Source organism: Pantoea latae, assembly GCF_002077695.1.
Lineage (GTDB): Bacteria > Pseudomonadota > Gammaproteobacteria > Enterobacterales > Enterobacteriaceae > Pantoea > Pantoea latae.
This window is the reverse complement of sequence record NZ_MWUE01000016.1, coordinates 1-17,978: the sequence shown is the minus strand read 5'-3', so window position 1 is coordinate 17,978 and position 17,978 is coordinate 1. Positions and strand designations below refer to the sequence as shown.

The 17,978-nt window shown below is 56.5% G+C and carries 17 protein-coding genes and 1 tRNA gene; 4 read left to right on the top strand and 14 right to left on the bottom strand.

Annotation, left to right across the window (positions count from 1 at the left end):
- Positions 1 to 165 precede the first annotated feature (165 nt).
- Together B2J69_RS10510 and B2J69_RS10505 are read left to right on the top strand one after the other, a co-directional pair.
- Positions 166 to 1,128 carry a chemotaxis protein gene (locus tag B2J69_RS10510; RefSeq protein ID WP_081139200.1) on the top strand — a complete coding sequence of 321 codons (963 nt, stop codon included), beginning with the start codon at positions 166 to 168 and terminating at the stop codon, positions 1,126 to 1,128.
- A 380-nt stretch (positions 1,129 to 1,508) separates the two neighbouring features.
- Positions 1,509 to 3,077 (top strand): methyl-accepting chemotaxis protein, encoded by a 1,569-nt coding sequence (locus B2J69_RS10505; RefSeq protein WP_081139198.1) that lies wholly within the window; start codon positions 1,509 to 1,511, stop codon positions 3,075 to 3,077.
- Between the two features lie 105 nt (positions 3,078 to 3,182).
- On the opposite strand, the gene B2J69_RS10500 is transcribed toward B2J69_RS10505, so the two are convergent.
- From B2J69_RS10500 to B2J69_RS10485, 4 genes are all read right to left on the bottom strand, one after another.
- Complete coding sequence (locus tag B2J69_RS10500) at positions 3,183 to 4,178, bottom strand: glycosyltransferase family 2 protein (RefSeq protein WP_081139195.1); 996 nt, start codon at positions 4,176 to 4,178, stop codon at positions 3,183 to 3,185.
- Positions 4,179 to 4,194: 16 nt separating this feature from the next.
- Entirely contained in the window at positions 4,195 to 5,484 is a 1,290-nt protein-coding gene (locus B2J69_RS10495) for an oligosaccharide flippase family protein (protein ID WP_081139192.1), read from the bottom strand.
- Positions 5,481 to 6,476: a glycosyltransferase family 2 protein gene (locus B2J69_RS10490; RefSeq protein WP_081139189.1), complete on the bottom strand. Its 996-nt coding sequence runs from the start codon at positions 6,474 to 6,476 to the stop codon at positions 5,481 to 5,483. The genes B2J69_RS10495 and B2J69_RS10490 overlap by 4 nt, the downstream gene beginning before the upstream one ends.
- 729 nt (positions 6,477 to 7,205) lie before the next feature.
- A complete protein-coding gene (locus tag B2J69_RS10485; RefSeq protein ID WP_081139187.1) occupies positions 7,206 to 7,595 on the bottom strand; it encodes an acyl-CoA thioesterase in 390 nt (129 codons plus the stop codon).
- A gap of 262 nt (positions 7,596 to 7,857) precedes the next feature.
- On the opposite strand from B2J69_RS10485, the gene mchS3 reads away from it, so the two are divergent.
- Positions 7,858 to 8,265, top strand: a complete 408-nt coding sequence (gene mchS3, locus B2J69_RS10480; RefSeq protein ID WP_081139184.1) for an MchS3 family protein — start codon at positions 7,858 to 7,860, stop codon at positions 8,263 to 8,265.
- Between the two features lie 297 nt (positions 8,266 to 8,562).
- Here mchS3 and B2J69_RS10475 read toward each other — a convergent pair.
- The 10 genes from B2J69_RS10475 to proB all read right to left on the bottom strand — a co-directional run bounded on the left by B2J69_RS10475 (position 8,563) and on the right by proB (position 16,238).
- Positions 8,563 to 8,635, bottom strand: a tRNA-Thr gene (locus tag B2J69_RS10475).
- A gap of 188 nt (positions 8,636 to 8,823) precedes the next feature.
- A complete protein-coding gene (locus B2J69_RS10470; RefSeq protein ID WP_081139181.1) occupies positions 8,824 to 10,572 on the bottom strand; it encodes a glycosyl hydrolase family 28-related protein in 1,749 nt (582 codons plus the stop codon).
- A 34-nt stretch (positions 10,573 to 10,606) separates the two neighbouring features.
- A complete protein-coding gene (locus tag B2J69_RS24075; RefSeq protein ID WP_158083428.1) occupies positions 10,607 to 10,765 on the bottom strand; it encodes a hypothetical protein in 159 nt (52 codons plus the stop codon).
- 4 nt (positions 10,766 to 10,769) lie between these two features.
- Complete coding sequence (locus tag B2J69_RS10465) at positions 10,770 to 11,063, bottom strand: hypothetical protein (protein ID WP_081139178.1); 294 nt, start codon at positions 11,061 to 11,063, stop codon at positions 10,770 to 10,772.
- Entirely contained in the window at positions 11,060 to 11,407 is a 348-nt protein-coding gene (locus B2J69_RS10460) for a DUF7940 domain-containing protein (protein WP_081139175.1), read from the bottom strand. Before B2J69_RS10460 ends, B2J69_RS10465 begins: the two co-directional genes overlap by 4 nt.
- Complete coding sequence (locus B2J69_RS10455) at positions 11,404 to 11,871, bottom strand: lysozyme family protein (RefSeq protein WP_081139172.1); 468 nt, start codon at positions 11,869 to 11,871, stop codon at positions 11,404 to 11,406. Before B2J69_RS10455 ends, B2J69_RS10460 begins: the two co-directional genes overlap by 4 nt.
- Positions 11,872 to 12,074: 203 nt before the next feature.
- Positions 12,075 to 12,353: a transcriptional antitermination N peptide gene (locus B2J69_RS10450; protein WP_081139169.1), complete on the bottom strand. Its 279-nt coding sequence runs from the start codon at positions 12,351 to 12,353 to the stop codon at positions 12,075 to 12,077.
- Positions 12,354 to 12,776: 423 nt separating this feature from the next.
- The gene (locus tag B2J69_RS10445; protein WP_081139168.1) at positions 12,777 to 13,508 is read right to left on the bottom strand and encodes an XRE family transcriptional regulator; all 732 of its coding nucleotides are present in this window, start codon (positions 13,506 to 13,508) and stop codon (positions 12,777 to 12,779) included.
- Positions 13,509 to 13,869: 361 nt separating this feature from the next.
- On the bottom strand, positions 13,870 to 15,123 hold the full coding sequence (proA, locus tag B2J69_RS10440) for a glutamate-5-semialdehyde dehydrogenase (protein ID WP_081139167.1): 1,254 nt from the start codon (positions 15,121 to 15,123) through the stop codon (positions 13,870 to 13,872).
- An 11-nt stretch (positions 15,124 to 15,134) separates the two neighbouring features.
- Positions 15,135 to 16,238, bottom strand: coding sequence for a glutamate 5-kinase (proB, locus tag B2J69_RS10435; protein WP_081139166.1), 1,104 nt, complete (start codon positions 16,236 to 16,238; stop codon positions 15,135 to 15,137).
- A 253-nt stretch (positions 16,239 to 16,491) separates the two neighbouring features.
- Between proB and ompC the strand changes: the two genes are divergently transcribed.
- A complete protein-coding gene (gene ompC, locus B2J69_RS10430) occupies positions 16,492 to 17,604 on the top strand; it encodes a porin OmpC (RefSeq protein ID WP_081139165.1) in 1,113 nt (370 codons plus the stop codon).
- Positions 17,605 to 17,978 lie beyond the last annotated feature (374 nt).

Sequence of the window (17,978 nt, the reverse complement as noted above, 5' to 3'; positions counted from 1 at the left end):
AATGAAATTTTTCCGTTGTGACCTGTTAAGCCTGGCACAAGAATCGCTAATCGCCTGGCCGATCAATTTTACGCCGCTCTCTCTCACTTTTTAGCCCGTGGTGCCGATAACTTTATTATCACCCACTTTTGCCGCGCCACAGGCGGCAGCAAGGCAGAGCCTACGATGGATAATTTTCAAAAAGAGATAGATGAAAGAGCGAATCTGGCGTTATCGAACCGCTTTGAGCTGCTGCTGTTCCGCCTGGGCACCGATCAGGCAAAAGGCAAATCGGAGCTGTTCGGCATCAACGTGTTTAAGCTGCGCGAAATCGTGCCGATGCAGCCGATCACCCGCGCGGCGGGCATGCGTTCGCCGCTGCTGGGGATGACCAATATTCGCGGCCAGTTTATTCCGGTTATCGATCTGCCGGCCGTAGCGGGGTGCACGCCGGAAACCGGCCTGAACCTGCTGCTGGTCACCGAGTATGCGCGCAACACCCAGGCGTTCGCCGTGGAGTCGGTGGACAATATCGTGCGTCTCGACTGGAGCCAGGTGCATACCGCTGAAAAGGGCATCGGCGGCCGCAATATTACCAGCATCGCCTGCCTGGACGACGAGAAAGGCAGCAACAGCCTGGCGATGGTGCTCGACGTCGAACAGATCCTGTATGACGTTATCCCCTCGGTGCGCGGCGTCGAGCCGACGCCGGAAACGGTGCGCAACTTCAAGCTGAAGCCCGGCGCGGTGGCGATCGTGGCGGAAGATTCGAAAGTGGCGCGTCAGCTGCTGGAGCAGGGCCTGAAAAGCATGGGCATCCCCGCGCTGATGCATAACACCGGCCTGGAAGCCTGGATCAAGATCAAAGAGATGAGCGACGCGGCGCAGGCGGCAGGCGAGTCGATCCACGACAAGATTGCGCTGGTGCTGACCGACCTCGAAATGCCGGAGATGGACGGCTTTACCCTGACGCGCAATATCAAGCGCGAAGAGGCGCTGAAGCGCATTCCGGTGGTGATCCACTCATCGCTCTCCGGCAGCGCCAACGAAGATCACGTGCGTAAAGTCGGCGCCGACGGCTACGTCGCCAAGTTCGAAATCAACGAGCTTTCGTCAGTGATCCACAGCGTGCTGGAAAAAGCGCCCTGATCCACGCTGAACGCGCGACGCCTGTCGCGCGCTCCCTCTCTCTCTTCCGCCTTTTGCTCTCTCTGCTTTTCCCTGCTCGCTCACGGCTTAACGGCGTTATTTCAACCGCTTATCCAGATTAATCGGTTGTTTACCTCGCGCCTCACCACCTCTTATCTGGCTAATGTATTCTGCCTGACACCGCTTTTTCGCCGCCGCATAGCGCCGCTGACGCCAGGAAAAAATTAAAGTCAAAACAGAAACATCCGATAACCTGTGCGCCAGCTCTCATTTTACGCCGCGACTGGCGGCATAAGGGTTCGGCACAGGCAGCTAAGGAACAGGCGTTAAAAACTTAACTATTGCAGCGGAACGTTTATGTCTACGCGGGGAGAAGAGTGATGTGGAGTTTAAAAAATATGAAGGTCGGTGCGCGGCTTGCCATCGCCTTTGGCATTGTCGTGGTGCTGATGATCATCATCGGCGTGACCACCGTCAGCAAAATCCAGAGCATTAACAGCGGCATTTCTGCCATCGTCGACGACCGTTATGTCAAAGTGCGCCTCGCCTTCGACGTGCGCGACGGCGTCAACGATCAAATTAAATTTCTGCGCGGTCTGGTGATTGACACCACCCATCCCGACCGAAACCTCAAACGCTATGGACAGCTGGATGAGGCGACCCAGCGCACCAACACCGCGATGCACCGCATCGCCGACATTCAGGTTACCGCCGTCGGCAAAAAGAAGATTCAGGGGCTGATTGAGGCGGGCCAGCAGTTTGAAAGCGCGAAAACCGCGCTGATCGCGCTGGTCAAAGCGGGCGACTTCGAAAACGCCAGCGTCTACGCGCTGAAAACCATGACGCCGTCGCAGAACGCCTTCCTGGAGGGCGCGCAAAAGTTCGCTAACTCGCAGGATGCGCAGCTGCGCAGCGAAGGCCAGAGCATCGTCGCCGCCGCCAGCACCGCCATTACCATCACCCTGGCGTGCGCCGCGCTGGCGATCCTCGCCTCGATTCTGCTGGGCGTCTATCTGACCCGCTCTATCGTGCGTCCGCTGACTGAAGCAGTCGGGGTAGCGGAACGCGTCGCCGCAGGCGATCTCAGCTCGAAAATCACTATCGACAGCCGCGACGAAACCGGCGTGCTGATGCGCGCGCTGCAGCAGATGAACGATAATCTGCTGAGCATCGTCACCGAAGTGCGCACCGGCTCCGATACCATTGCCGTCGCCTCGAACCAGATCTCCAGCGGCAACCTCGATCTCTCCACGCGCACCGAACAGCAGGCCAGCTCGCTGGAAGAGACCGCCTCGGCGATGGAGCAGATGACCTCAACCGTGAAGCACAACGCCGACAACGCGCGCGAAGCAAATCAGCTGGTGGCGAACACCTCCGCCGTGGCGCGTGAAGGCGGCGAAGTGATGGAACAGGTGATTGTGAAGATGGAGGCCATCGCCCTGTCGTCGAAGAAAATCGTCGATATCATCAGCGTCATCGACTCTATCGCCTTCCAGACCAATATCCTGTCGCTTAACGCCGCCGTCGAAGCGGCGCGCGCGGGCGAACAGGGACGCGGCTTCGCCGTGGTGGCGAGCGAAGTGCGCAATCTGGCGCAGCGCTCGGCGTCGGCGGCGAAAGAGATCAAGCTGCTGATTGAGGATTCCGTATCGAAGGTAGAGGAAGGCAGCAGGCTGGTTTCTCACGCCGGCTCCACCATTGGTGAAGTCGTTAACAGCGTGAAGAGCGTGGCGGGCATTATGAGTGAAATCACCATCGCCAGCAGCGAACAGAGCACCGGCATCAGCGAGATCAATATGGCGATCACCCAGATGGAAGCGGTGACGCAGCAGAACGCCGCGCTGGTGCAGGAAGCCTCAGCGGCCTCGCAGGCGCTGCAGGATCAGGCAGAGCGTATGGCGCAGGCGATGAGCGTATTTAAAACCGGCGCGCTGCGTCCGGCGCAGTAGGTCAGTCAGCATCGGGCGGCCTTGTGCAGGCCGCCCGAGCGGTTTAACGCAGATAAACCACAGAAACCTTGAACCCGGTGGTGTGTAGCGGATGAAGCACATCCATCAAAAAGCACGCGCCTTATACAGGGCGTAAAGACAGTAGTAAGCCGTAAAGCTGTTGAAGTTCATAATAATGTATTTCAGCTTTTCGTTACGGTTCAGCAGGATAAAAATCCCTTTCGAATATTTGCCGCGCTTAATCTCATTAATTTCCCGCGAGATTTCGTTGTGCGTAAACGAGTCGTGATACATCGATGTGACAATCTGCATATCCAGCGCCAGCACCCGCTTCGACACCCCTTTGAGAAAATAGTCGAGATCGCGATGCTGATATTTACGCATGATGGTGTCGTAAAGCCCGGTCAGAAACTGCTTGCGCACCTTGAGTTCGTTGTACTGCACGCGCTTTTTTGACAGCGAATCCATCACGTTTTCGTAGTGATAGGCGGCGCTGTCAATCACCTGACAGTTGGTGATGCTGTTGAAATAGCGCAGGTTGAACAGCAGATCCTCGCTCATGGAGATCCCTTCGAGGAAATGCAGCCCGTTCGCCTCAATGACGCGTCGGCTGTAGCACTTGTTGTGCAGATAGCCGATGTTGTCGCTCATCTCCAGCTCGCCCAGCAGATAAGGCATCTCCTGCGCCGCAAAATAGCCATATTTACGGATGCTGCCGATGCGATCGTCCACCAGATTACCGACGATTAAATCCACCGGCCTGCCGTGGCTGTTTTCCAGCGTCTGCGCAAAGCTGGCGAGGAAGTGATCGTCCACCCAGTCATCGGCGTCGAGGAACAGAACAAAGTCCCCTTGCGCCTGCTGCAGCGCGCGATTACGCGCCGCGCTGACGCCGCTATTCGGCTGATGGATAACCTGAATATTCGGCTGGTAGCTAAACTCCTCCAGCAGCGCGGCGGTGTTGTCGGTGCTGCCATCATTGACCACGATAACTTCCCAGGCGTCGCAGGTTTGCTGCAGCACGCTGATAAGGGTTCTTCTCAGCGTCTTCTGCGCATTCCACGCGGGAATAATAATGCTGAACTTTGGTGTTGGAATCATTTTTAATTCCTCTTAACTATCTGAGGGTTTTGGCGTCGTTTAATAAAAACCATATTTTTTTAGCACTGAAAAAAGAGCGATGAATAGTGAACATCGGTTGAGCGGCAAAAAAGTAATTCAGCAGCGTAAACGAAAGTAGCTCGGTTAAAATCACGCTAAAGGCCGCGCCGGTTAGTCCATAGAGCGGCACCAGCACGGCAGAGGACACCAGGCAAATCAGCAGCACGAAAAAGGTTTTTTTCACCAGATAGGCGTAACCGTTGTATTTGATGATAAAGCGGTCCATGACGCTGCTCAGCAGGCCGAACATCGCGCCCAGACAGAGCCAGACCGTAGGTGCGACCGCATCCTGGTAGGCCGGGCCGTAAAAATAGTGAATAAAAGGCGGCGCCAGCAGCGCGACGGCGGCGATCACCATTGCCGACACCCCCACCACCAGCAGGTGCAGCTGCTGGATTTTAACGATGGCGCGTTTTGGGTCGCGCTCCGAGAAAAAGGCGGGATAGAAGGACGCCAGCAGCGCGTTGGGCAAAAAGACCCAGGCGCCGGAGAGCGTGAGTGCCACCGAGAAGACGCCCGCCTCTTTGACGCCGAGGAAGTAGCTGACGCTGAACTGGTTAAGGCGCGTGTAGAGCGCCACCGCGATCACCGAGAAGATCAGCGTGCCGCCGGAGGCGAGCATATAGCGCGAATAGGCCTTCAGCTGTTTACGGCTCGGCGCGCGCATCGCTCCTTCATAGCGGCGGAACAGCGCCAGTTTGATCACGAATGGAATAAAGGTCGCCAGCACGATCGGCAGCGCCAGCCAGGCGGGATCCAGCTCGAACCAGGAGATAGCAAAGCGGATCGAGAGGCTGACGATCAGGCCAACGGCGTTAGCAATCACGTTCAGCTTCGCATTCAGCATCGCCTCGTTAAAGACGTTGACCAAATCGATGGCGGAGAAAAGGCAGGCGACGGCGGCGGCGATAATAAAAATCTGCGCCTGTGAGGTCATCTCTTCACGCATAATCGCCATGCCCGCCGACGCCAGCAGCAGATAGAGGGTAAAGATCAGCACCGACGCGGAGAGCATCAGTTGAATGCCGGAGCCTTTATTCTGCGACAGCCGTTTCAGCAGGATCACGTCGCTGCCCATATAGGCCACCGTCTGCAAAAACTGAAACACCAGCAGCGAGAGGGAAATAATGCCGAAGGTGGTCGGCCCGACATATTTCGCCACGAAAGAGGTGACGAAAATCAGGCCAAATACCGCAATGATCTTTTCGGCGATCATCCACAGCGAGTTCTTTAGTTTCTCTTTCATGATGAAGCTCCGCGCGCCGCGTTTTGCGCCAGCTTGCGCAGCTGCGACACCAGCCGCGGCGAACAGAAAAACAGCGTGAAGTAGAGACTCCAGCCGTTTACGATCATGCCTGACGAGAGATAGGATTTAAATGCCTGACGGTAGCGACGAATATGATCGTTAATAAAGGCGCGATTAAATTCGCCCGAGGCAATCGCTTTATATAAATAGGCGGAAGAGACCTTCAGCAGCAGGAAATAAAAAAACTTATCGTTGCTGCGCGTCAGCAGCCGCTGCATTTCGCTAAAGGAGCGCGCGAAAGAGAAATGTTTTTCCCGCACCGCTGAGCGGGTGGCGGAGTTTTCCGACTCGACGTAGTGATAAATCACGCTGTTGATGCAAATTACCCGCTGGCTGTCGAGCAGGCTAAGATACTGCATCACAAACAGCAGATCTTCGAAATTGGCGATCTGTTCATTAAAGCGCAGCTGATGCGCGCGAATTAATTCGCCGTTAAAGAGTTTGTCGCAGATACCGTGACGCGGATGAAAATAGAGCAGATCGTTCACCGCGTCGCGGGCGCTGAGCACGCGCTGCGCCTCGGCGGGAAATGCGCGCGCAATCGGCTCGCCCTGCGGCGTAAAGTGCTGCGACTCGCCGACAATCAGCCCGACGTGTTCATCGATCGGCGCCAGGCAGAGGCTGAGCGCGTCGGCGGGCAGAAAATCGTCCGCATCGACAAAGCGCAGCCAGCTGCCGCGCGACGCGGCAATGCCGGCGTTACGCGCCGACGAGACCCCGTTGTTGCGCTGGGTGATAATGCGCACCTGCGGATGATCGCGCCAGCTCTCCAGCATCAGCGGCGAACTGTCGGTGGAGCCGTCGTCAATCAGGATCAGTTCGACGCGCGGCACCCGCTGCGCCAGCACGCTCTCAACGCAGCGAATAATCGACTCTTCGGCGTTATACACCGGCACGATTACGCTAATTAACGGGTTGTTCAGCGTCACCATAAATCCTCTGGAAAAATCCTGTTGCGGCTGTGGGAAAATAAGCAGCCATAGCCGCAATAAACGTTTAGTACCGGGATCGCTTGAGCGTTTTTTCTTTTCCCCTGAAAGGCGGTCGGGAGACTCAAGAAAAAAGCAGCATTGAATGAAGAGATATTACGTGTCGCTTTTATTCCGTCAATGGGGAGAAGGTGAAACCGGAATTTCCGTATGACCGCTCTGTTTTCTCATCAGAATGGATGGATAAGCGGGCGTTACGCTTTACATTAAGAATTATCCCGGCAATGAGAAATAACCTTGACCTACGCTTTATTACGCACGTTGCGCACCCTCGCCGATCGACGAAAAATAGCTTTTCGCATTCAGATTAATCCTGGTAAGAAAAGAGGGAAAACGCTGTGCTTTCAGGGGCGGGACATCTTTATGCAGCTATTGCATTAAGCGGCCTTCATCATCGATTATTCGCGACACGCTTTTTAATTATTAGCCGTCGGTAATGCACTCTTAAGCTTGAGAGCAGAATGTTGTTAAATTCTGATGCCAGATTAAACAGGCAGAATAGCGAATAAAGGGCGAAAAAGCGGGAAAAATGTAGCGTGGTTAATGTGATCGCTGTCGCGTAAATGTGGGGTGTCGGGCTAGGAATTGGGCGAGGCGTCAGGGCAGAGAGAAACCAGGCACGGGCGCGGCGCAGAGAGATAGAGGGCTGGCCTCAGCCCTCCACGCAAAATATCACTGGGAATTCAGGGCGTTCATCACCGCGTCCGGCATACTCGGCCTGCCGTTGCTCAGGCAGGTGGCCACGAAGGTCGCTTCGGCATACACCACGCCGTCAACCTTAATCTGCTGGACAAAGTTAACCCGGTTGCGCTTTTCGTTCTTCTCCAGCGCGCAGGTGACCTCCAGGCGATCGCCCTTTTGCAGGCTTTTACGGAAGCGCAGCGAGTACTCCAGCACCATGTAGAGCCGTCCCTGCTTGAACTCCTCTTCAATGTCGATGCCGAGTGCCTCGCGCATATAGGCGTGACGCGTCCACTCCATATAGAAGGGGTAGTAGAGGCCATCGACGATGCCCTGGAAATCGATATGGTTTTCATCAACCTCGTAATGCTTAGCGAACATATCCGTATCCTGTCGTGGTAAGTGAATAGATTAACAGACTGATTTTGCTAATCTAACCTGAGGAGGTAGTGGATGCATCGCTTTTCTGCCGCGTGGAGAGGTCTGGTTTAGGTCGGCAGACGCGAGGTCGGCCATGCGCAAGCATTGATAAAGATCATATAAAATCGGGCAAAACCAGGTTATTAGTTATTTATATCTTGCCTGCCTTGCACTAAAAGATTTTGAAATTTAATTAACATCACTGGATAAAATGGAATCTTATATGAGCTTTATAAAACGGAGCTTTACTGTGTTGCTATTGACATTTAGCTGCGCAACCTGTGCGTCTGCCCACCTGTCACAACAGGAAAAATTAGAGAAAACGCATTACTTTTCCATCGGAATGAACGGATTTGTTGGAAAAATCAGTGATGGTGAGAAAATATATCGGGAAATAATTAAAGATAGCAAGGCAGAAAAGACCTTTATTAATATATTCAAAGGTGAGAATTCCACTAATGAAGCTAAACTTTATGCTGCCTGCGGACTTTATACACTGAATTCAAAAGAACTTGATTCATTTCCTCATGAAAATAACAATGACTATGTCACCTTTCTTCAGGGGGATATCCTCTACAAAAAACGGTTTAATGACGTTATAAAATCAATTAGATCAAACGGATGTAACTAGATAAACGTATATTCTACTCAAGCACGGAGAGTGTAATGAGAACGCTAAATAAAGAAATGATCGAGAATGTGATGGGAGGATTGAACTGGACGGGCAATCGAGAATCCACGAACGTAGCTGACCTTAGATTGATGTAACAAACCCCTCTTAAAATAAAGATTTCTCTTTACGCAACTGACAACTGTTAACTTTTAACCGCCAGAGAAGCCTGTCTAACCAAAAGTCGGCTCTATTTCGCACGGTAACCATAGACATCAAAGATGGAGCTGTGTGAATGACCAGAATTTGTCGAGGAATTGCCGGAAACAGGAGTCGAACCTGCGACCTTCGCATTACGAATGCGCTGCTCTACCAACTGAGCTACACCGGCATAGAGGTGGGGACTACGGGGCAATACGTTAGAAAAAAGCGGCACCTCCGTCAAGAGCCGCAGCGCGCGGATGCTGCTTTTCTCGTCATCTGACCATCAAAACCGCCCTGCCGCGTCGCCGCCCTGCGCGTTCAGGCGTCAGAAACAAAAAAAGGCGAGGCCGCAGCCTCGCCAAAACGTGCTTCTCATCAATCGTAATAAGGAACCTTGCGGTCGGTACCATTGATATTGATCAGCACAAAGCCCGAAGGCGTGGTTTTATTTGTCGGCGTACCTGCGGTCGTCGCGAGCGTAAGTACACCTTTCTCGTTGGCGCCGATACCCGCCAGTCCATTATGCAGGCCAAAGCGTGCCGCCGGTTTCAGCGTCCCCATTTTAGTAGTGTCCGTCACCACCGACATGTCGGACTGGAACAGCGAGCAAGAACCGGCATCGAAGCGCGTCGGGCCGGTACATTGCAGGTTGAACATGGTGTCCCCACTGTTCGCGGCCAGCTTTACCCAGACCACCGCGTAGGTGGTGCCGACGCGGCTGTAGCGGATATCCTTCACCGCCGGCTGCCCCATATGGCAGGCGTCCGCCCAGACGGTTTCCAGCCGCTGCAGGTTAATCCAGGTTTTACCAGTCCCCACCATATTCACCGGCGTGGTGGCGGTGGCGGATGGTGAGGTGGCGTCGCCCTTGCCGATCATCTCAATCACCCACTGCTGGTTGGCGTTGGGGAAAAAGAACTGGCCCAGGCGATACCAGTTTTCGGTGTCGGTGTTGTTGGTGACCTTATAACCGCTGAAATACCCTACCCGCAGCGAGCCGGTCATAAAGGTGCCGTGGTTTTCATCGCGGCGATAACCGTACTCGAAAGTTGAGAGCCAGCGGCCGCTGGCGGCATCCTGCGAAATCCTGGCGCCTGACTGCAGACCGATCTGACGCATCACCACGCGCGCATTGTTGAGGTTGAACGGGTTGCCGCAATCCTCAATGTTCAGCGTGTCGATGGTCCAGCCGCCGTCAGAGAGGTCGCCGGGGTTACGCGTGTGCTCGATCCAGACGTTACGCAGGATCCCCTGGGTCACGCGCGGCATATAGAGCGTGGCGTCGCCGTAGCCGGTCTGGAAGTTGGCATTGGACAGCTCGATAGCCGTTGAGTGGTCCCAGACGCCTTTCGGTGAGTTTGACCAGCCCACATCAAACACGCGCGAATAGGTGTAGAGGGTATAGATCTGGTCAAACTTACTGTCGAGCGTATCCAGCAGCTTGAACACCGTGCCGCCGGTGTTCTGCGCGCGGAAGCAGTGAATATTCACCGTTTCCCCTTCGATACAGGTGTTCTCAAAGAACGGCTGGTTATTGCTCACCAGATCGGCGGTGATGGTGCCGGTATTTTTCACGGTATCGGCGCTGGCCTGGCCGTTCCACGCCATCCCGCTGATCACCGTGCGGCGCGCTTTCACCTTGAACACCGGCGTGGCGGTTTTATCGGAGATAATGGTGGTGCGCGGCAGCGAGCCGAGCGGCGAGTCGTCGCCGAGCAGGCCAAAGAAGGTCGCTTCCGTGGCGCTCAGATCGATAGGCTTGATCAGGAACTTACCGCCGGGGAAACGCACCGGCAGCGCGACGCAGTTGGCGTTCCAGGTTTTGGTCCAGTTGTACATGCGCATAAAGGCCGCGGTGTCGTCGGTGTAGCCATCCCCTTTCGCGCCGAAGTGCAGCACGTTCAGCTCGGCGGGATCGTTGATGGTGCGCTTCCAGTAGAAGCCGTCGCCCACCGCGATGGTGCCGCCGTCATCTGCCAGCGTGGTGGTGCCGAGATAGCCGATAAAGTCGCCGCCGCCACGGAAGGTAGAGTCCTTGTCGTAGTAGCGGTTCAGGCTGGCGACCTGGCCTGCAGCTGCGGGTTTGGTGGTACGCAGTTCGGCAAAAGAGTTCACTTCAATCATGGTATCCTCCTCAGGATATTAACGGTTTGATGCATCAATGTTTTTCAGGTTTGGCCGGCTGGCCGCAGAGCTGGTCCCACATGTCGTTGTGGGTATTGATGGCGCGAACGGTGCGCACGTCTATGCGCTGCGCGTCGTCGCCGTGGGTGTAAATCGGGGAAAAAAGCACGCAGGCCGAATCGGTGACGGCCACGGGCTCAGGGCTGGTTGTATTTCGACTGCTGCAGCTTGTCGCGAGCAGCAGCGTCATCAAGATTGCTGTTTTCGGTTGCAACACGGCTTGCCTCCTCACGATGCTGTTGTTGCTGCTGCGCGACGGCGGCGGTTTGCGCCGCCTCTTTCTGCGCGCTCTCCGTATCGGCTTTGGCCTGCTGCTGCACCTTGCCGATCTTTTTGCCGCCGAAGTAGCTGGCGCCGAGCGCGGCAATCAGCGCGCCGATAACGGCGAGCCAGTGCCAGCCGCCGCTTAGCAATGCGGTGAATAGACTCATGGTTTTTTCGCCTCTAACTGTTGCTTCTGCTGCACCAGATTCTTCTGCCGCACAAACTGCGCGATCACGCCCATCGCCACCATAAAGGCGCCGATCATGCCGAGGTAGTTGTGGGGAAGAATGGACTTCACGTCTTCCGGCAGCGTGTTCCACGCGTCCAGCGACGCCGAGGGAAAGGATTGCACCCAGGCGCTGAGCATCGAACCGAGCGACGCCAGCCAGACCGACCAGGTTTTAAACAGCAGGCGCGCGTGCGCCACAAACTCGAGCGTGGTGAAGCGCTGCATGATCAGCAGCACGACGATGACCGACAGCACGGCGATAATAAAAATCATCCATTTCATAGCAGCCCCCGATAGACGTCGTAGGTGCCGCTGCGCATCACTTCGGCGTGACGACGGGCGCGACCCGGCGTCTGACGCGCCCACAGGCTGTTCAGCATGGCATTGGCCGCGCTGTCGTAATCTTCCGCCGCCACCGCGCTCAGCATGCTTTTAAACAGGGTCAGGCCGTCGACGCCCAGCTGATACGCCATGCTGTAGAGCACGTCACTGCGCGCGTCGTTGCACTTCGCCAGCGCCTGCTGCAGCAGCGGACGACTCTGCATCTGCTGCGCTTTGCCCTCGATGATGCACTTCTTCCAGACGTCCCCTACCTGACGCGGCACGCGGAACACGTAGTTGCTGAGCGCTGCGCCTTTCGGCCCGATGCGAATGCCGCCCGCCACGGTAGGAAACCCCTGCGTGTCGAGATAGGGCGCTTCGACATATCCCTCTTCAAAATTAAGAATTTCAATAATCTGGCTCATAAGCATTCCTCTTTTCCGGGCATGGGAAAGATTTCCCGATGCGACAGCGACAGTTAAATCGCACTGATCAGTGCCAGGAATTACCCCAGCGTCACCCCATGCGAAACCTGCAGCGGGACTAAACAGTGCGTTGAGAATTCCCGTCCAGACGAAACGGGAGAAAAAGGTGAAGTAAAGCGGGTCAGGCAAGAAAAGGAGCAGGTTCAGCGCACGGCGTAGATATGCACGTGCGGCAGGCAGCAGTTGTCAAAACTTGCTGGTTCTGAACGGTTTACATGTGTCGGCGTTATCGCCCGATCGACGCGTGAGGTCACCGGGCGCTGAACAATGCGTTCAGCGCGACGTAAGGGGGGGGTTTCGGGTTCGCAGCCCAGCGCCTGGTCGATGCTGAGCTTCAGTCTGCTAAGCGGCTGGCGCCGCCGATGCCTGCGGGTGCGGGCGTTACCAACAAATACGCTTTTGCCATAGTGTATTATCGCCATAACTCCTCCTGTGAATGAGTCTTTGGCGATGGGGTGGCAGGCGCGGGTTTTCGGCAAGCCGAACCGTCCCGGATACCGCGTTTTACGCTCACAGCGCAGTGCCCCGGCTGTAATAACAGCCAGGCTAAGCGCGAGTAGGGAGAAAAAGGCGGCATCTGACGACGCTGCATGTGCGCATCCACCCCATCCCAAAGTTCACTGACTTTGGATGGTTTGATTCGCGCTTGTGCAGCGCCTCGATTGTTTAAGAGCGGCTCAGTCCATGAGTAAGGTGCTTCGTTGGTCCACGCTCAAATTATTAACCTGTTCTTATGCTTTATCAAACACTGACAGTTAATTTTTTATTTACTATTGGTTAAATTTTTGAATTTTGCTGAGTTATTTTTTTCTACAGGCTGGCGCGGACCGGTTTTTAGCCGGTCTTCAGCCCAAAATCTGGTAGTGACGCGCCTGACTCAGGATCACTTTGGCCACCACCTGCATGCTGTCGACATCCTCCCGATTGAGATACCAGGTTTCATAGCGCTTATTGTCTGAAATAACAGCAATTTTTTTATGCTGCAGCTGCAGACGCTTGAGGTAGACCTGATTATCCAGCGTAAAAATGTAAATGCCGTCGCCGTCGAAAATTTTCACGCTGATATCCACAAACAGCTGATCGCGCGGCGCGAAGGTCTCGACCATCGAATCGCTGTTGATGGCGATCAGGCGAATGTTTTCTGCCGGACGGCCGTTGAACAGCACGCGCGCCTCATCGACGCCATACTCGATGGCGTGGATGGTTTCGACAAACTCGTCGCGCGTATGCAGCCCGGACGCCGACTTTTGCCCAATATCGAGGCTTTCAATACGAAAGACATTGCGCTGCGCGTTGAGGCTGTCGAGCGACAGTGACGCAGCAGGCTTCTCCATTCCATATTGCAGCCACTCCACGCGTACGCCCAGCAGACGGCTTAGCGCCAGCAAATTATTGTCATCGGGAATGGACTGGGCGTTAAACCACTTCCAGACCCCCGGCGTCGATATTTTGCACCCCAACTGCTGTAACGCTCTGGCAACCTGTTTGTTTCGTCCATGTCCGACAATTCCCGCGCTTTCGCACGCGGCAATCAGCCTGGCAGTAAAAGCTTGTCTCGTACTCTCTTTTTTAACCATTAGTTAATAATCTGCCATAGAGGAGATACTGAATGTTATTTTCATTATTGCTACCAGTTCATTTTATATTACCGTCCGTTTGCTACCCAATTGCTTTTGTAAAGCAGCGCTAATTATCATTATCTTCTTCGCAGGGCACGCAGCCAGTCTCAAACCCTTTACAGCCTGACGCAGCGCGGCTTTCAGGAATGTTCTGTAGAAAAATGCGCAAAAAACATGCGGCCGCCCTACAGAAAAAATAGTTGCCTCCAGGCGCGCCGTGCGGGGTGCCTGAAAACTCCAAAATTAGCTGGATCGAAAAAACGGCGTCAAAAAAAAGGGCGCCCGTCGCGGACACCCTTTTTGTTAAATAAAAACGCGATCAGGGGCGCAGCGTATCGTTGCCCCACGCCACCCATTTGTAGGTGGTCAGCGCCTCCAGCCCCATCGGGCCGCGCGCGTGCAGCTTTTGCGTACTGACCGCCACCTCCGCGCCGAGGCCAAACTGGCCGCCGTCGGTAAAGCGCGTGCTGGCGTTAACATAGACCGCCGAGGAGTCGACCTGCTTCACAAAGCGGCTGGCGTTTTGCGTGCTGCGCGTCAGGATGGCGTCGGAGTGCTGGGTGCCGTGCGCGCGGATATGCTCGATCGCCGCATCCATGTCATCCACCAGCTTGACGTTAAGATCCAGCGACAGCCACTCGTCGTCGTAGTCGCCCTCTTCTACCGGCGTGACGTGGGCAGGGCCGTCCTGGAGGCGCGCCAGCAGGTTGTCGTCGGCGTGCAGCGGGATCCCCTCCTGCGCCATGCGCGCCGTGAACGCCGGTAAAAAGCGGTCGGCGATGGCGCGATGGATCAGCAGGGTTTCCAGCGAGTTGCAGGCGCTCGGGCGCTGTTTCTTGGCGTTGACGATCACCTCCAGCGCCGGCGCAATCTCCATGGTTTCGTCGAGATAGATATGGCAGACGCCGATGCCGCCGGTGATCACCGGAATGGTCGAATTTTCGCGGCACAGCTTGTGCAGGCCCGCCCCACCGCGCGGGATGAGCATATCGACATAGCGATCCAGCTTCAGCAGCTGGTTCACCAGCTCGCGGTCTGGGTTTTCAATCGCCTGAACCGCCGCCGCCGGCAGCCCATATGCCTGAAGCGCATTCTGGATAACGCGCACCGTCGCCGCGTTAGTGCGCCACGTCTCTTTGCCGCCGCGCAGGATCGACGCGTTGCCGGTTTTCAGGCAGAGGCTGGCGACATCGACCGTGACGTTGGGGCGCGCCTCGTAAATGACGCCGACCACGCCGAGCGGAACGCGGCGCCGTTCGATGCGCAGGCCGCTGTCGAGCTGGCCGCCGTCAATCAGCTGGCCGACCGGATCGGCGAGCTGGCACACCTTGCGCACGTCATCGGCGATGGCGCTCAGCCGCTGCGGGTTGAGCGTCAGACGGTCGAGCAGCGCGGCGCTCATGCCGTTGGCGCGCGCATCGGCGAGATCCTGCTCGTTAGCCGCCAGAATCGCCTCGCGCTCGGCGTCAAGGCGATCGGCGATGGCGAGCAGCACCTTGTTTTTTTCAGCGGTCGACAGGTCGGCCAGTTTATATGCGGCGGCGCGCGCCGCTTTTCCCATTTCTTCAAGCACTGGAACGCTCCTTAACTGACGATCATATCGTCGCGATGCACGGCCACCGGACCGTATTCATAGCCGAGGATCTCCCCGATCTGCTGGCTGTGATGGCCGGCGATGATACGCAGCGCGTCGCTGTTGTAGCGCGAGACGCCGTGGGCGATATCGCGGCCCAGCAGGCTGCGAATGCGGATCACCTCGCCGCGTGAAAAGTTGCCGCTTACCTCGCGAATGCCTTTCGGCAGCAGCGAGCTGCCGCGCTCCAGCATCGCCGCCAGCGCGCCGTCGTCTACCGTGATTTCTCCCGCCGGCGGCGCGCCGAAGATCCAGCGCTTGCGGTTCTCCAGCGGCGTCTGCATGGCGTGGAAACGGGTGCCGACCGGCTTACCGGCGATCACGTCGGCGATCACGTCTGGGCGGCTGCCCGCGGCGATAATGGTGTCGATGCCGGCGCGACAGGCGACGTCGGCCGCCTGCAGCTTGGTGGACATGCCGCCGGTGCCGAGGCCGGAGACGCTGTCGCCCGCCAGCGCGCGCAGCGCGTCGTTGATCTCATGCACGTCGCCAATCAGCTCCGCCTGCGGATTGCTGCGCGGATCGGCGGTGAACAGCCCCTGCTGGTCGGTCAGCAGCAGCAGCTTGTCGGCGCCGCCCAGCATCGCCGCCAGCGCCGACAGGTTATCGTTGTCGCCGACTTTGATCTCCGCCGTGGCCACCGCGTCGTTTTCGTTGATCACCGGCACGATATGGTTATCCAGCAGCGCGCGCAGGGTGTCGCGGGCGTTGAGAAAACGCTCGCGATCTTCCATGTCCGCGCGGGTCAGCAGCATCTGGCCGATATGAATGCCGTAGATGGAAAAGAGCTGTTCCCACAGCTGAATTAAACGGCTCTGCCCCACCGCAGCCAGCAGCTGCTTTGAGGCGATGGTAGGCGGCAGGTCGGGGTAGCCCAGGTGTTCGCGTCCGGCCGCCATGGCGCCGGAGGTGACGATCACGATGCGATGGCCCGCCGCGTGCTGCTGCGCGCACTGACGAACCAGCTCCACCATATGCGCCCGATTTAACCGACGTGACCCGCCGGTAAGGACGCTGGTACCCAATTTGACCACCAGGGTCTGACTGCCGCTCATATTTCCTGCCGTTTCAGTAAAAAAGAAAAAATTTCTGCGAAGGGACGTTTTATCAGGAGTCGCAAGCGAAGCCAACTCTCCGCCGGGGAAAAGCACGAAATTCCCCGGACAATTCGCTAGACCAAAAGTTCGCACATCACAAGAAACCCGAAAAAATGTCATAAAACCTTCATCAACTCCCGGTAAAACGTCCCCTGTCTTATAAGCCCTTCTCAGGGGCATAACACATTTTACTCATTGGGATTGATAGCAAATGAAGAAAAGTACACTGGCATTGGTGGTATCTGCTCTGGCGCTGACTTCTACTGCTCACGCGGCGGAAGTGTATAACAAAGACGGCAACAAGCTGGACTTCTACGGCAAAGTAAAAGCGATGCACTACCTGAGCGACGCGGACAGCCAGGATGGAGACAAATCCTATGTGCGTATCGGCTTCAAGGGCCAGACCCAGATCAACGACCTGATGACCGGTTACGGCCAGTGGGAATACCAGTACAACGTCAACAACTCTGAAGGCTCCGACGCCAACAGCGGCAACAAAACCCGTCTGGGTTTTGCCGGTCTGAAATTTGGTCCGTATGGCTCTATCGACTACGGCCGCAACTACGGCGTGCTCTATGACGTCGAAGCCTGGACCGACGTGTTCCCGGAATTTGGCGGCGACGGCACGGCGCGTTCCGACAACTTTATGACGCAGCGCACCACCGGCGTCGCGACTTACCGCAACAACAACTTCTTCGGTCTGGTTGACGGCCTGCGCTTTGCGCTGCAGTACCAGGGCCGCAACGACGCTAACGGCGGCAACTCACGCACCGACATCAACCGCCAGAACGGCGACGGCTACGGCGCATCGCTGGGCTACACGATCGGCGACACCGGCATCAGCGTGATGTCGGCGATCACCTCCTCCGACCGCACCAACCAGCAGCAGGCGCGCGTTTACGGTCAGGGCGACCGCGCGGACTCCTGGGGCGCGGGCGTGAAGTATGACGCCAACAGCGTTTACCTGGCGGCAATCTACACCGAAACGCGCAACATGACGCCGTTCAGCGGCACCGACCGCGCCACGGGTCTGGCGGCCGCGGGCGCGGCGAATAAAGCGCAGAACATCGAGCTGGTGGCGCAGTATCAGTTTGATTTCGGCCTGCGTCCGTCGCTCGGCTACGTGCAGACCAAAGGCAAAGATATCGAAAACGGCATCGGCGACGCGGATCTGGTGAAATACATTGACGTGGGCGCCACCTACTACTTCAACAAAAACATGTCGGCGTTCGTGGATTACAAAATCAACCAGCTGGACGACGATAACCGTCTGAGCCTGAACAACGACGACGTGGTTGCCGTGGGTATGACCTACCAGTTCTAAAAATCTGACGCCGCCGCGACGCGATGCGCGACGGCGACAGTGCTTTCCCCTCAATGTGTCTGATAAACAAGGGCCGCCTCATCAGCGGCCCTTTCTTTATGCAGCGCCGCTTTTGCCCCCTCCCAAAAGGGAGCAGCAGTAAAAGCGCTGCTGCCTGCTCCATCAGGCCCTTTCCAGCAGCGCACACGGAAGCTGGCCAGCAGGCTGGTGCCGCTCCGGGGCGGGCATTTCGCAGCGCTGAACAGAATGAGGCTGCCAGGAGAGCCCGCAGGGATGCGGGCGAAAGGTGGGGCTGGAACAGGGATGTTCCATCCCCACCGGTCCGTCAGGCAGGCGAATGGCGTGAAGGGACCGCGTCAGCGGCGCGAGGACCG

Bases quoted from the DNA above. Each gene is read 5' to 3' on its own strand.
- B2J69_RS10510 (WP_081139200.1), top strand. From the start codon at position 166: ATGGATAATTTTCAAAAAGAGATAGATGAAAGAGCGAATCTGGCGTTA.
- B2J69_RS10505 (WP_081139198.1), top strand. From the start codon at position 1,509: ATGTGGAGTTTAAAAAATATGAAGGTCGGTGCGCGGCTTGCCATCGCC.
- B2J69_RS10500 (WP_081139195.1), bottom strand. From the start codon at position 4,178: ATGATTCCAACACCAAAGTTCAGCATTATTATTCCCGCGTGGAATGCG.
- B2J69_RS10495 (WP_081139192.1), bottom strand. From the start codon at position 5,484: ATGAAAGAGAAACTAAAGAACTCGCTGTGGATGATCGCCGAAAAGATC.
- B2J69_RS10490 (WP_081139189.1), bottom strand. From the start codon at position 6,476: ATGGTGACGCTGAACAACCCGTTAATTAGCGTAATCGTGCCGGTGTAT.
- B2J69_RS10485 (WP_081139187.1), bottom strand. From the start codon at position 7,595: ATGTTCGCTAAGCATTACGAGGTTGATGAAAACCATATCGATTTCCAG.
- mchS3 (WP_081139184.1), top strand. From the start codon at position 7,858: ATGAGCTTTATAAAACGGAGCTTTACTGTGTTGCTATTGACATTTAGC.
- B2J69_RS10470 (WP_081139181.1), bottom strand. From the start codon at position 10,572: ATGATTGAAGTGAACTCTTTTGCCGAACTGCGTACCACCAAACCCGCA.
- B2J69_RS10465 (WP_081139178.1), bottom strand. From the start codon at position 11,063: ATGAGTCTATTCACCGCATTGCTAAGCGGCGGCTGGCACTGGCTCGCC.
- B2J69_RS10460 (WP_081139175.1), bottom strand. From the start codon at position 11,407: ATGAAATGGATGATTTTTATTATCGCCGTGCTGTCGGTCATCGTCGTG.
- B2J69_RS10455 (WP_081139172.1), bottom strand. From the start codon at position 11,871: ATGAGCCAGATTATTGAAATTCTTAATTTTGAAGAGGGATATGTCGAA.
- B2J69_RS10450 (WP_081139169.1), bottom strand. From the start codon at position 12,353: ATGGCGATAATACACTATGGCAAAAGCGTATTTGTTGGTAACGCCCGC.
- B2J69_RS10445 (WP_081139168.1), bottom strand. From the start codon at position 13,508: ATGGTTAAAAAAGAGAGTACGAGACAAGCTTTTACTGCCAGGCTGATT.
- proB (WP_081139166.1), bottom strand. From the start codon at position 16,238: ATGAGCGGCAGTCAGACCCTGGTGGTCAAATTGGGTACCAGCGTCCTT.
- ompC (WP_081139165.1), top strand. From the start codon at position 16,492: ATGAAGAAAAGTACACTGGCATTGGTGGTATCTGCTCTGGCGCTGACT.